At 38.6% G+C, this 13737-nt stretch carries 12 protein-coding genes; 10 read left to right on the top strand and 2 right to left on the bottom strand.

Features of this window, described 5'->3' with window-relative positions; all coding sequences use genetic code 11:
• The 10 genes from CR194_RS10590 to CR194_RS10545 all read left to right on the top strand — a co-directional run bounded on the left by CR194_RS10590 (position 1) and on the right by CR194_RS10545 (position 12311).
• Entirely contained in the window at positions 1 to 975 is a 975-nt protein-coding gene (locus tag CR194_RS10590) for an ABC transporter ATP-binding protein (RefSeq protein WP_110609982.1), read from the top strand.
• Positions 976 to 987: 12 nt separating this feature from the next.
• On the top strand, positions 988 to 1962 hold the full coding sequence (locus CR194_RS10585) for an ABC transporter ATP-binding protein (RefSeq protein WP_110609627.1): 975 nt from the start codon (positions 988 to 990) through the stop codon (positions 1960 to 1962).
• Positions 1963 to 2006: 44 nt separating this feature from the next.
• Positions 2007 to 3179 (top strand): beta-aspartyl-peptidase, encoded by a 1173-nt coding sequence (gene iadA / locus CR194_RS10580; protein ID WP_110609626.1) that lies wholly within the window; start codon positions 2007 to 2009, stop codon positions 3177 to 3179.
• Positions 3180 to 3293: 114 nt separating this feature from the next.
• Positions 3294 to 5360: a sigma 54-interacting transcriptional regulator gene (locus CR194_RS10575; RefSeq protein ID WP_110609625.1), complete on the top strand. Its 2067-nt coding sequence runs from the start codon at positions 3294 to 3296 to the stop codon at positions 5358 to 5360.
• Between the two features lie 314 nt (positions 5361 to 5674).
• Positions 5675 to 6124, top strand: a complete 450-nt coding sequence (locus tag CR194_RS10570; protein WP_158282239.1) for a MarR family winged helix-turn-helix transcriptional regulator — start codon at positions 5675 to 5677, stop codon at positions 6122 to 6124.
• A complete protein-coding gene (locus CR194_RS10565) occupies positions 6121 to 9579 on the top strand; it encodes an efflux RND transporter permease subunit (RefSeq protein WP_199228161.1) in 3459 nt (1152 codons plus the stop codon). The genes CR194_RS10570 and CR194_RS10565 overlap by 4 nt, the downstream gene beginning before the upstream one ends.
• 118 nt (positions 9580 to 9697) lie before the next feature.
• On the top strand, positions 9698 to 9970 hold the full coding sequence (locus CR194_RS10560) for a hypothetical protein (protein ID WP_233254316.1): 273 nt from the start codon (positions 9698 to 9700) through the stop codon (positions 9968 to 9970).
• A 218-nt stretch (positions 9971 to 10188) separates the two neighbouring features.
• Positions 10189 to 10836 carry a hypothetical protein gene (locus CR194_RS10555; protein ID WP_110609622.1) on the top strand — a complete coding sequence of 216 codons (648 nt, stop codon included), beginning with the start codon at positions 10189 to 10191 and terminating at the stop codon, positions 10834 to 10836.
• A gap of 37 nt (positions 10837 to 10873) precedes the next feature.
• Positions 10874 to 11521: a PAQR family membrane homeostasis protein TrhA gene (gene trhA, locus CR194_RS10550; protein WP_110609621.1), complete on the top strand. Its 648-nt coding sequence runs from the start codon at positions 10874 to 10876 to the stop codon at positions 11519 to 11521.
• Positions 11522 to 11705: 184 nt separating this feature from the next.
• Entirely contained in the window at positions 11706 to 12311 is a 606-nt protein-coding gene (locus CR194_RS10545; RefSeq protein WP_110609620.1) for a TetR/AcrR family transcriptional regulator, read from the top strand.
• Between the two features lie 349 nt (positions 12312 to 12660).
• Here the strand turns inward: CR194_RS10545 and CR194_RS10540 are convergent, their stop codons facing one another.
• Entirely contained in the window at positions 12661 to 13377 is a 717-nt protein-coding gene (locus CR194_RS10540; protein WP_110609619.1) for a Crp/Fnr family transcriptional regulator, read from the bottom strand.
• A gap of 141 nt (positions 13378 to 13518) precedes the next feature.
• Complete coding sequence (locus tag CR194_RS10535; protein ID WP_110609618.1) at positions 13519 to 13713, bottom strand: YvrJ family protein; 195 nt, start codon at positions 13711 to 13713, stop codon at positions 13519 to 13521.
• Between the last annotated feature and the right edge of the window lie 24 nt (positions 13714 to 13737).

Genomic DNA, 13737 nt, shown 5'->3' with positions numbered 1-13737 from the left:
ATGACAAAAAATATATTAGACATCAAAGATCTTACAATTAATTTCAAAAGTGATGGAAAGGAAATTTCCGTTGTAGACGGGATTTCCTTTCACATCAAAGCTGGAGAAACGTTAGGCGTGGTTGGAGAGTCCGGTTGCGGGAAGAGTGTGACTTCTTTATCGATAATGGGTCTGATTCCTTCACCTCCAGGCAGAGTTGCCGGAGGAACGATCGAGTTTGAAGGGAAAAACCTATTAGATTTCAAGGAAAAAGACATGCGTAAAGTTCGAGGGAATGATATATCGATGATTTTCCAAGAACCTATGACCTCGTTAAATCCCGTATTCACGATCGGAAAACAAATCAATGAAGTGCTACTGCTTCACAATGACATGAACCAAACAGAAGCTCGAAATCGATCTATTGAGATGCTGAAACTAGTTGGAATTCCAAGACCAGAGCAAATATACAGTAACTATCCTTATCAGCTATCTGGTGGCATGAGGCAAAGAGTAATGATCGCTATTGGTCTTGCCTGTCAACCTAAATTATTAATAGCAGATGAACCTACGACGGCGTTGGATGTAACGATCCAGGCTCAAATATTAAATTTAATGCAAGATCTAAAAGAGAAAACAGATACATCGATTATGTTCATCACTCATGATCTAGGTGTTGTAGCTGAGATGTGTGATCGGGTCGTAGTCATGTACTCAGGGCAGGTCGTGGAAGAAACTGATGTGGATACACTGTTTAACGATCCGAAGCATCCTTATACGCTAGGTCTGTTAGGCTCCATTCCAAAAGCAACAGAAAAAATCGAGCGTTTATATTCCATTAGAGGTCAGGTTCCACAGGCAGGAACAGTGGAAAAAGGTTGTCGCTTTGCTGATCGTTGCGATAAAGTGATGGATCGTTGTCGTGAAGAGGATCCGCCTCTATTTCAAATGAAACAAGGCCATCAATGTCGTTGCTGGCTCTATGCTGAGGATTAGGAGGTGAAGAAAATGGCTGAAAGTACACTATTAGATGTGAAGAATTTAAAGATTTATTTTCCGATCAAAAAAGGAATTATCAAAAAGAAGATTACGTATGTAAAAGCTGTAGACAACGTATCCTTTTCCATAAAAGAAGGAGAAACTTTGGGTCTTGTAGGAGAGTCCGGTTGCGGGAAGTCTACGACCGGTCGGGGCATTACTCAATTGGTTCCAGTGACTGAAGGTGAAATCACTTTTGGTGGAGAGAATTTAGCCGCTCTGAAAAAGAGCGACTTAAGAGAAAGAAGAAAAAACATGCAAATGGTCTTTCAAGATCCCTATGCATCATTGAATCCACGCCTAACTGTTCAAGATATTTTGGCAGAACCATTAAAGGCCCACGGGGTCACAAATAAAAAGGAAAGAACGGAACGGATTAACAAAATGCTTGATGTGGTAGGGTTAAATCGTAATTACGCTTACCGTTACGCTCATGAATTTTCAGGTGGTCAGCGGCAAAGGATTGGGATTGCAAGAGCCCTAATTTTGAATCCGAAATTAATTATAGCGGATGAACCAGTAGCTGCGTTAGATGTATCTATTCAAGCGCAAGTTCTCAATTTGCTTAAAGACTTGCAAAAGGAATTTGATTTAACTTATTTGTTTATCTCCCATGATTTAAGTGTGGTAAGGCACTTGTGTGACCGTGTAGCCGTGATGTATTTAGGAAGAATGGCAGAGACGGGGTCTACAGAAAAGATCTTTGAGAACCCTTTACACCCTTATACTCAAACATTGCTCTCGGCTATTCCCATTTCTAACCCCCGAGATAAGAAAGAACGTGTCATCCTTAAAGGGGATGTTCCATCACCAGTGGACCCACCAAAGGGATGTGCATTCGTAGGACGATGTCCAAAAGCATTTGACAGGTGTCATCATGATCGTCCACAATTACAAAGGATGAATGAGGAACAAGAAGTTGCTTGTCATTTATATGATGAATAAACAATAGAAATCATCAATGGATTATAAAATAAAGGTGGAATTAGATGCTGACCCTTATTAAAGATGCTGACGTGTATGCTCCAACCTCTTTAGGTAGAAATGATGTTCTTATTGGTGGCGGGAAAATTATTGCTATCTCTAAACAAATAGATCCATCCAGTTTGACTGAACATGTGGAAGTAGTTCATGCAGACGGGAATTACTTAGTGCCTGGCCTCATTGATGGTCATGTACATATTACAGGGGGAGGAGGAGAAGGCAGTTTCAAAACAAGAACGCCTGAATTGATGCTCTCAGAATGTATTAAAGCAGGGATTACGACTGTGGTTGGTGTCATCGGAACAGATGGTACGACAAGAACAATGGCTAACCTGATCGCAAAAGCAAAAGGATTAAAGGAAGAAGGTATCAGCTGTTATTGCCAGAGTGGAAATTACCATATTCCAATAAAAACGTTAACGGGATCTTTAGAGAATGATATTATGCTCGTTGACGAAATCATTGGAGCAGGTGAAATTGCGATTGCGGATCATCGTTCTTCCCAGCCTACTTTGGAAGAACTAGCAAGGTTAGCTAGTGAAGCGAGAATCGGGGGCATTCTTTCTGGAAAAGGTGGAATCGTGAACATCCATTTAGGCGATGGAGAAGACGGACTAGACCTGATTGAAAAAGTGGTGGAGACGACGAATATTCCGATCACGCAATTTTGGCCCACTCATATTAATCGCCATGAGCGACTCATTGAAGACGGCATTGACTATGCCAAAAAAGGAGGAATCGTCGATTTCACGACAAGTTGCCTTGAAGAAGAAGTGAATGATGACGACTTAAAGTGCAGTAAGGGATTGAAACGTATGCTTGAAGCAGGTGTGCCGATCAGTCAAATTACCTTTACGTCTGATGGACAAGGAAGTTTGCCGAGATTTGATGAAAATCGTCAATTTGTTGGTTTAGGTATCGGACGCGTAGTCAGCTTATTCAACGAAATAAAAGATGCGATTGTAACTGAGCACCTTCCTATTGAAGATGTCTTGAAAGTGGCGACTGAAAATCCTGCACGAATCCTGAAACTACATGATAAAGGAACAATTGAAATAGGGAAAGATGCTGACGCTCTCATTATTGAGCGAAACTCCTTTTCTATAGATAGCGTCATGGCTAAAGGTCAATGGATGATGAAAGAAAAAGAAGCGATCGTGAAAGGCACATTTGAATAGGGACGAATGAACCTACATTCTATACTTAGGATGTGGGTTTTTCGTGTGTTTTGTTTATGAACCACGTATAATTGGTTTATCAGGTTCAACCAATAAACGTTAATGGGTGATAATATGAAGAAACCAAATCGGATTATCTTGATAGCAGGTTCTAAAGAGACGAAAAAAACGTTAGTAGACCAATTAGAAGATATTATTGGTGACTTCGTGCAGATCTCAGGATACTCCGCTGAAGATGATATACTGCCTGTATTCGAAAATGAAGTGGTGCTTCTGTCTTCCTCACTGATGAAAAATGAAGTCGCACCTTATATATCCGATAATTGCAAACAACTTATTGCAAATAGGATTGTGAATTTCCTCTATATTGATCAATTATTTGAACTTCCTAACGGGACTGAGGTTCTTTATGTGAACGATTATCCCGAAACGGTCAATGAAGCAATTGAATCACTAAGGAATTTAGGTGTAGACCATTTGAAGTACTATCCTTATTTCCCGGGAAAGAAGATGGTCAAGCGTATTCCCATTGCGATTACACCTGGAGAAATGGATTTAGTTCCTGATTTTATAGAGACAACGATCAATATTCGTCCTCGGCTAATCGACATGAGTTCCATCATTGCGATCCTTAGTGAACTGGATATTGCTAATGAAAAAAACCAAGAGGTGTCCAATCGATACATTCAAAAAATTATCGATCTCAGTAAAAGAATCTCTGACACGACAAAAGAAGCGACGAGAATAAGTGAACATTTAAAAAAAGTGGTCGATGGCGTTCATGATGGGATTTTAGCTGTGAACAATCAAGGGATCATCACCGTATTTAATGGAATCATGGAGGGAATTCTTCATATTAGAGGAAAACGGGTGATTGGTAAACCAATTCAAGATGTGCTCATGAATAAAGAGCTTGTCTCTTTTGTTTTAGAAAATAAAGGAGAGTCGAATCGATACTTTACGATTGAACAAGCAGATATTATCGTTCACAAATTTTCAATGGAGTCCGATGGGACGAAAGTAGTTACCTTTAAAAATGCAGGGGAAGCCATTGAAATGGAAAACAAACGAAGAAGAGAACTATTGAAAAAGGGTCACTTCGCTAAGTATACCTTTGAAGACATTATCGGGCAGAATGATACGCTTTTAGAAACAAAGAGAATTGCAAAAAAACTGGCAAAGTCTGATTTGACGATTTTGATTGAAGGGGAAAGTGGGACGGGAAAAGAGTTATTTGCAAGCTCGATTCATAATGAATCCAATCGGAGACAAGGGCCTTATTTGGCGGTCAATTTCAGTGCCCTTCCAGAGGATTTAGTGGAAAGTGAACTATTCGGTTATGAAGAAGGAGCCTTTACTGGAGCTAAAAAAGGAGGTCGTAAAGGCCTTTTCGAACAAGCTCATGGAGGAACAATCTTTCTAGACGAAATTGGGGATATCAGTTTGAAAGTTCAGGCAAGACTTTTGCGTGTCCTTCAAGAAAAAGAACTTCTTCGTATTGGAGGAAACGAAATCATTCCTGTTGATGTGAGAGTGATCGCAGCAACGAATCGCCATTTACTAACATTAATCGAAAAAAATCAATTCCGCGAAGATTTGTATCATCGGTTAAAGGTCCTATTTCTTCATTTACCTGAGTTACGATTTAGAAAAGAAGATGTGGACGGACTGATCCGCTATTTTATTCACCAGTCAGGGATGCAAGACGTTAAAGTACATCCGGCTGTGTTTCAACAATTAAGAAAATACCATTGGTACGGAAATATTCGTGAGCTAAAAAATACAATCGACTATATGCTAACCGTTTGTGAAAATCATGAAGTTCTTCTTAGAGATATACCGAATGAGTCGTTTTTCCAAGGGGAACCGAAAGAGCATCTCTTCCCTGAGGCAAGTAAAGGGAAGGATCTCCCTATGACGCCGGCTCTATCAATAGATGAAGAGGAACTTTACTTGGTTTTACAAGTGGTTCTTGAATTGGAGGCAAAGGAAACCAGTATTAGTAGGCAAAAAATTGTCAAGGAAACAGAGAAAAAAGCTATCCCCCTCACAGAACAACAAGTGCGGTATAGACTTCAGTTGTTAAGTGAACGAGGATATGTGAAGGTTCATCGAGGCAGGGTGGGCACAAGGATTACAGAAGCGGGCAAGCAGCATTTAGAGTCTTTAATTAAAAGTTAAAAGACAACAATTCACTCACATAATGGATACCATGAAAAAGACTGGGCTTGTAGTCCAGTCTTTTTCATGGTGTGGAGGTTGAAGTCGCATCATTCTCTGTGTGTGATTATTCTAAAATACGCCTCTGGTCTTAGCAAAGATATATCTCTTGGACATGATGGAATGACACGTCATTCGGTAAACTAAGTTAACAAGGAAAAAGCAGGGTGGACTGGACAACTTGTAGATAGACAAATGATTTGACAGTGAATGTCCGTGTGTTTATAGTTAAGAAAGTTAATTGTTTAATGTCTTAATAATTTATGGGGTGTTCAGTGGATATTAATAAGATCATTTGTGAGATTGAAGAGCGATTAGTAGATATTAGCTTAACGTTTAATCGTGAATTTGGTACAGGTTATGAAAATAGTCTATCTTCTAATCAGCAGCTTATGCTTTTTTTAGTGGCTAAAAAAAATGTGAAACATGTAAAAGATCTGGCCTATCATATGAATGTTTCGGCTAGTGCGATTAGTCAGATGGTTGCTAAGTTAGAACAAATGGATATCATTTATCGGGAAATAGACGAGTCTAATCGACGAAGCACCGTATTGAAAATGGGGAAAACGGGGTTGGATCTATTAAAAAAAATAGATGAAAACAGAAGTGAAATAACCAACAAATATTTATCAAAAATGAATGAACAAGATTTAGTTGAAATTCGAGATGCCTTTAAAAAGCTTCATCAAATAGTGATCGAGACAGAGAGAGGAGATCAATCATGAATGTAACAGGTTTTTCTATTAAACGGCCCGTTTTTACATTAGTAACGATGGTTTTATTTCTATTATTAGGGGCCATTTCATTAACGAATATTCCTTTAAAATTGATTCCTGATATTGAAGCGCCGATCGCAGCGGTCGTGACGAGTTATGATGACGCAAGCCCGGAGGAAGTAGTAGATAAAATATCGCGGCCGATGGAAAATAGTTTGTCGACGATTTCGGGATTAAACAATATTAGTACGATCTCCATGGAAGGGTCCTCTTTAACCATCTTGGAATTTTCTTGGACGACGTCTATTGATGATGTTGAAAATGACATTATTACGAGTATGAACCAAACTCCGTTGCCAAGTGGAGCAGGTACGCCACAGTTTTTGAAATTTGACCCTTCGCAGTTTCCAATCATTCAACTTTCGTTATCTGCGGCAGATGATGATGTAGAACTAAGTTCTTTAGTAAGGGATTTAGAAGCAGAGTTGTTAAAAATAGATGGGATTGCCACGATAGATTTGCTTGGTGACGCTATTGATGAAATAGAAGTATCGTTAGACCAAGAGCAATTAGAAGAAAATAATGTCGATCAGGCCGATGTCGTTCAGGCTTTACAAAGTCATAATGTCACAGCTCCAGGAGGCATCGTAGAAAGTGGAGATTCAGAGATTACGACCCGCGTTTTATTTGAAATGGGTGGCGTTGAAGATATTGAAAACATAGTCATTAGTACGGACCCAGAGTCAGGTGACGAAGTTTCTGTTGCAGACGTGGCCGAAGTAGCGGTAGGTCCAGAGCCTAGTGACGTGATCACTCAAACAAATCAAGATGACTCGATTTTAGTCAGTGTTCAGCAACAAGCTGATGCCAATACAGCACAAGTGTCAAGAACATTTACCTCGGAATTGGATGAACTTCTTTCAGAAAGTCAATATGAAGATATTGATTCTGCTATTTTGTTCAACCAAGGAGAGTACATTGATGATGCTATTGCGAATGTGGCATTAGCCCTTGTAGCTGGTGGAATCATTGCAATGATCGTCTTGTTCTTATTTTTAAGAAGTATTAAAACACCATTACTCATTGGTATTGCCATACCGTTTTCAGTGATTGTTACTTTTGTATTATTGTACTTTACTAACTTTTCACTAAATATCATGACGTTAGGTGGCTTGGCCCTTGGAATAGGGATGTTAGTAGATAACTCTATTGTCGTTATTGAAAATATTTATCGACATTTATCAATGAGAAAAGAACCTAAACAAGCGGCTTTAGACGGAACGAAAGAGGTAGCAACGGCAATTACCGCCTCTACGTTAACGACGATTTCAGTATTCTTACCGGTGGTATTTATCTCAGGGATCGTGGGGAACTTGTTTAGAGAATTTGCCCTAACCGTTTCTTTTAGTTTGTTAGCCTCCTTAGTGGTAGCGTTAACGGTTGTTCCGATGCTTGCTAGCAAATGGTTAAAAGCACCGGATGAAGATGTAGAAGAGAAACGGAAGAAATCCCGTTTTGTTAGGTTCTTTGACCGATCGACAAGATGGTCATTGAAAAATAGAGCAGTAGTTTTCATGATTACGATTGGACTGCTCATTGCTGGTGGATTTGGTGTGACGACTGTTGGGACTGAATTTTTACCGGCCACGGATGAAGGTTTCTTCCAGATTGATGTAGAAAATGAATCAGGAACTCCCATTGATGTCACGTATGAAGATGTTCAAGAGATTGAAGATATCTTAGACGGACAAGGAGATATTCAACACTATACGAGTGTTACTGGTTCAAGTGGAGATCAAGGACCGATGGGAGGTACTGGAAATGGTCATGAAGCGGTCATTTACGTGACGATGGCACCGATCGATGAGCGTGACATCTCCACAATGGACTTTTCTGAAGATATCCGAAGAGACATTGAACGTGCTGCACCTGATGCTGACATCTCCATCTCCATGGATGCTTCGTTCGGAAGTGATCCGAACACGTTCAGTTTTGATTTAAATGATTCAAATCCGCAACAGTTAGAAGAAGTTGCTGGGGACTTGTTAGAAGAGTTTGAAGATATGAATGAATTTACAGAAGTGTCCAATAGTCTTGAAGAAACGATTCCAGAACTTCAAATATTAATAGACGATGAAGCTGCTCGAGAAGAAGGATTTTCTCCAGCCCAAATAGCTGAATTTGTTGATAACAAAACTCGAGGTGTTTATGCGACACAAATAGTGACTGATGAGAATGACGTCTTGGAAGTTTACGTTCGTTATGATGACGAATTTATTGCAGATGTTGAAGCTCTCGAAGATTTACTGTTAAGAACCCCCGAAGGAGAGTATGTTCCGTTAAGTGACTTAGCAGAAATAGAAGAGGGAGAAGGGCCTGAAACGATTAATCGGATCAACCAGGAAGAATCGGTTCAATTCTCTCTTACGTTTGGCTCGGCAAATAATTTAGGGGAAATAAATACGCTCGTTCGAGATACAATCGATGATTATGGCTTGCCAAGTGAAACGAGCGTCTCTTTCACTGGGGACCAACAGTTATTAGAAGATGCCATTAGTGATTTAACCTTGGCGCTGATTTTAGCTGTCGTGTTTGTTTATCTCGTATTGGCTGCTCAGTTTGAGTCATTAAGATATCCATTTGTCATTATGTTTACAGTCCCGTTAGTTGTAATAGGGGTGGCGATAGGGTTAACCGTCACTCGGACGCCAATAAGTGTTACAGGCTTTATTGGAATCATTGTCCTAGTGGGGATAGTCGTGAATAACTCCATTGTTCTGGTGGACTATATTAACCAGTTAAAAGCAGCAGGTCATAAAAGCTACGACGCGATTGTAGAAGGAGTTAAGAATCGTGCCCGACCGATATTAATGACGGCCTCTACAACGATCTTAGCTTTAATTCCTTTGGCTCTTGGGTTCGGTGAAGGAACGGAAATCCAGCAGCCACTAGCGATCACAGTGATTAGTGGGATGATTAGTGCAACATTCTTAACATTGATTCTCATTCCGGTGATCTATAGTTTCTTCGATCGAGACACGAGGCATTTAAATCGAAAATATATGATGCCTGATGGTCAGTTGATTCCAGCCTATTTACTGGATGAAACGTATTCAAAAGATCAAGGAGAAGGACGAACACACTACCTTGCTAGACAGGAGTCAAATACAGAACAAGATCCTGATATTTCAGATTTCTACAAGGAAGCAGATGAGGAGCCATTGAGTGAATTAGACTCTTATAAAGATTCCTCTAGCCAACCTTATACGTATGATGAGCCTGAGGAGTTCGTACCGTCTGACTCTGCAAAAGGAAAGCCATTGTTGTTCGATGAAGAAGAAAACAGCAATCTTCCTTCCCGAAAAATGCGCCATCCATCTTCAGAAATGTCTCGAGATGATTTACTTGGGTTATTAGAGAAGATTGTAGAAAGAAATCAGCGGAACGATAAAGAAGACAAATAGACAGAAGATATGAGGGGAAGTAAAATTCCTCTCTTTTTTCTGTTTATAGGGTCAGTTGTCCAACCAAAAAAACACTTCTTAAATAAACTATGAATGAATAGGTTTAGGAGGTGAGGTATTGGAACATGTTCAACGGTATTATGACATGTGTTGTCGTTATAAAGGGAAGTACGTCCGAATAACAGATGTTTCAGGCGTGGAGTATCGAGGTCGGATTGTTAATGTGGATCGCCAGTATGTATATTTAGAACAAGATAATAAAGGGTTCGGAGGATTTGGTTATGGGTATTACGGTGGTTATTATCCACCACCTAGATACTACTATCCTGTCGTACCAGTAGCTTTAGCAGCAATAGGAGGATTCTTTTTAGGAGCAGCTTTTTTCTTGTAAACAAAATGGGAATAACAAAGAGCCTTGCGCCAGTCACCAACTTCATGTCGAATGGAGTTGGTTTTCTGGGTTTGAAATGTCTTTTCATTTGAAGGAAGAAAATGATAAACTAAAGAAGTTATAAAATGGAATGTTTTTAGTGTCTACTCATATTAAATCTGACAGATCCCAACTATTTATGGTCGTATGCCAATAAAACGAAAAAAGGGGAAAGAAAAATGAAAAAGATCTTACTCATCACCCTCTTATTCTTCATAGTGATGGTCGGTTGCTCAAATAACGATCCAGTTGAACCGGCGGCGGACTCAGTTGATAATACCGAAGATTTGGAAACGCTAATTTCCACGAATGAGAGACTGGTAGATCAGCTTGAAAAAGAGTTAGAAGAGAAAGAAAGTTTGTTTGAACGAATTCAAACTTTAGAAGAAGAAAACATGGAATTAAAAGATGATCTCCTCACCTACAAACAGCAAACGATTGAAATAGAAGATCGTCATGAAAAGGAATTATCGTTGAGGCACGATTTAGATTATAAATCAAGGGAGTTTTTTCAAGCTATGCATGAGAGAGAGCATGAACAAGTGGAAGAATTAACTTCGTCATCCATTACAATTGATTCTGAGGCAGAGATATTACATTTGACCGATCAGGAAGGAATTGAGCGCAGTTTTCATTACTTGCAGTTGGATTCGGTTATTTATAGTAGACAAAGATCTTTTTCATATGACCACGAGGAAGAAGTTTTTAGCACAGAGTATGAGTTTTATACATCTTCTGAAGAAAGCATGCATTTTGATGGTGGTGTAGAATTGATTTTTGAAAATGAAGAGGATTGGAAAGTATCCTCTATTCGATATGTGCAATAGGCATGATTGTGATTGATCGCTTAAAAGGAGTGTAAGAATGGGGAATACGCACGTGTTTACGAAGCGGGAAGAGACGGTGAATGCTCTTACCCACGGAATTGGAGTGTTGCTAAGTATTGCAGCTTTAGTACTTTTAATTGTGTTTTCAAGTATGGAAGGTGACGCAGTTCATATTATCAGTTTTACTATTTATGGAGTAACATTGTTAATGATGTACACTTGTTCTACTTTGCTGCATAGTTTCCCTAAAGGTAGAGTGAAGAATCTCTTTGAAATTTTAGACCATGCTGCCATTTATTTGTTTATTGCCGGTACATATACTCCCCTCATGTTAATTGTAGTGGAGGGAGCTAGAGGGTGGATTTTGTTATCAATCGTTTGGGGATTAGCAGTCGGAGGGATTGTATTTAAAGTTTTCTTTGTAAAAAGATTTATTTTTATTTCTACTTTACTATATATTGCTATGGGTTGGATGGTCATTTTTGCTATACAACCTATCGCTGCTAAAGTTGATACAATGGGTCTCGTTCTCCTCGTCTTAGGAGGCGTGCTCTATACTGTCGGGACTGTATTTTACATATGGCGAACCTTTTATTATCATCATGCTGTGTGGCATTTGTTCGTGTTAGCAGCAAGTGCAGCTCACTTCTTTTCTATTATCATGTATGTTTTACCATTAAACTAAACGACTTATTATTTATCATTGGATCTTGCATAAAGTAAGCTAAATCTGTCACGAATTTGTCAAGAGATTGATCTATTAATGTCACGAATCTGACGTTACTTAGATCAATTCTTCGTTATAATAACATTAAGAACTCTTATTTGTGAAATGGTGAGCTTGATAAATTGATCAGGTGGTGATACCGATGATAGAGATGCATGAGAATGTAAAATCTACGGAAGAAATCATATTAGATACTGCCATTGACTTAATGGAAAAGAAAGGATTTAAAGCAGTAACTACGAAAGAAATTGCATTAAATTCTGGCTTCAGCGAGATGACGCTATTTCGCCATTTTGGAACGAAATTAACTATTTTAGAGAGAGCAGTTGAAACACATTCTTATTTAATTGACATGAAGTCGATTTTGTACGATCAAGTGGAATATGATTTAAAGAAAGATTTAACGAGAGTCAGTGAAACGTATCATCAGTACAATCAACACAATTATAAGATGGTGTTACTATCTTTCCAAGAAAGAAATACGCATCCGTTTATAGGGGAGAAGCTATCCGAAAATCCAAAACAATTAAAATCGTATTTGGTAGAATACTTTATGGAAATGCAAAGAAAAGGAAAGATGATTGCTGTAGATCCTGAAGCTCAAGCGATGAGCTTTTTGTGGATGAACCTTGGGTATTTTATGTCTTTTCAACTTGGTGGAAGAAAAGTTGCTCAAGTGCCTTTAAAGGAATTTATTGAAGAGAGTGTAAATGTCTTCGTTAGAGGTCTGACACCGTCTAATAAGTAATAAATTAAAATCCTTGCCAAGGTTTCATCGGCAAGGATTTTATTATTGTTTAGGAAACTAAAGATTTTAAGTTGTGGATAAATTTTGGTTAAGGTGGTATTAGGAGGAGTTATTATCAATGGGCAAACAGTCTGAAGTTAATTACGAGACAAACAGAAAAGGGACAAATTAAAGCCGTCATTCTTTAAGAATGACGGCCTATTTATATGACCTAAATCTTTCAATTTGTTATTTTAAAGAAGGGAAACATACATGTGAAGATGGTTTACCGCGGGAAGGAAGCTTGATCTTCAAGATGCATTTTAATGGTTATTCACCGGATAGCAGTGCTGAGAGAAACCATCTTGTTCTATATGGTGCATTCTTCAAATGGACAATGGTGACAACGAAGGTGGTCTCGTAAGAAGTCAATATTATGAATGGTAATATATTTAGTGTTTACGGACAATATTTGTTCTTTCATTAACCGTTTCAAAATTCGGTTAATGCTTTCTCGAGTGGCTCCAGCATAATTGGCCAGCTCTTGATTCGTAATTTTTCTGTTGATCAAGATCCCTTGGCTTACCTCTTTGCCATATTCATTAGATAATCTGATGAGTATTGAAAATACGGCTCCTTGCTTTCCACAAAAGACAAGGTCACGAAATTGAGCTAACATCGTCTGGTTTTGGGCAGATAACCACTGCATGTAGGCTATCGATAACTGTTCATATTTCACCATTAATTGTTCTAATTCAACTCGGTCAAATCGAAGGAGAGAAGCATCTTGAGTTACTTCTGCATTAAAGTGATACGCTAAATTATTATATAAACTTAATTCGCCAATCAAGTCATGTTGATTTTTCTTTTGAAGAAAGAATACTTTACCGTCAGCAGAAGTTTTTGATAGCCGGATCATTCCTTGCTCTATAAAATAAATATGGTTTGGTGTGTCACCCTCATGAAACAAAACATTCCCTTGTTTAGCAAAAACTTCTGTACCCTGAGAGAGGAATAACTCCTTCATATCTTGAGGCAACAGTTCGTAAAAAGATGTTGGTCCAGCTTGCTGTTTAGATTGAATCATTCATTGTCCTCCTCTCTCAAAGTATACTCTGTGCCGTATTTCTAAAATACCACATGAAGAAGACTAAAATATGACCTATTCTAGAACATTTTATTACAATTTATTTCTTTAAAATGTTTGTATTGAAAACTTAAAGGCTAGTTAACCGTTTGAGTCTTTGACTAGTTTTGTAGTTGGTGACTGATACTTGTTAGGATTTAGCGGACAAGCTTGTTGCAGCTGTAAAACAGACTGGTTAAGTGTATCCAACTTTTTTTCGATTCTATATAACAAGTAAAAGGTAACGACTACAGGGAATCCATACTCGCTAATGGCTCCAAGCCATAGTTCTTCCATGTTTCTAACCTCCTTTACATTGGT

The sequence above is a fragment of the Salipaludibacillus keqinensis genome, from assembly GCF_003226325.1.
Classification (GTDB): domain Bacteria; phylum Bacillota; class Bacilli; order Bacillales; family Salisediminibacteriaceae; genus Salipaludibacillus; species Salipaludibacillus keqinensis.
Note: the sequence above shows the minus strand (reverse complement) of the source record. Positions and strands in the feature narration are given on the sequence as shown.

Bases quoted from the DNA above. Each gene is read 5' to 3' on its own strand.
- CR194_RS10585 (WP_110609627.1), top strand. From the start codon at position 988: ATGGCTGAAAGTACACTATTAGATGTGAAGAATTTAAAGATTTATTTT.
- CR194_RS10535 (WP_110609618.1), bottom strand. From the start codon at position 13,713: ATGGAAGAACTATGGCTTGGAGCCATTAGCGAGTATGGATTCCCTGTA.
- CR194_RS10565 (WP_199228161.1), top strand. From the start codon at position 6,121: ATGAATGTAACAGGTTTTTCTATTAAACGGCCCGTTTTTACATTAGTA.
- CR194_RS10555 (WP_110609622.1), top strand. From the start codon at position 10,189: ATGAAAAAGATCTTACTCATCACCCTCTTATTCTTCATAGTGATGGTC.
- CR194_RS10545 (WP_110609620.1), top strand. From the start codon at position 11,706: ATGATAGAGATGCATGAGAATGTAAAATCTACGGAAGAAATCATATTA.
- iadA (WP_110609626.1), top strand. From the start codon at position 2,007: ATGCTGACCCTTATTAAAGATGCTGACGTGTATGCTCCAACCTCTTTA.
- trhA (WP_110609621.1), top strand. From the start codon at position 10,874: ATGGGGAATACGCACGTGTTTACGAAGCGGGAAGAGACGGTGAATGCT.
- CR194_RS10575 (WP_110609625.1), top strand. From the start codon at position 3,294: ATGAAGAAACCAAATCGGATTATCTTGATAGCAGGTTCTAAAGAGACG.
- CR194_RS10540 (WP_110609619.1), bottom strand. From the start codon at position 13,377: ATGATTCAATCTAAACAGCAAGCTGGACCAACATCTTTTTACGAACTG.
- CR194_RS10590 (WP_110609982.1), top strand. From the start codon at position 1: ATGACAAAAAATATATTAGACATCAAAGATCTTACAATTAATTTCAAA.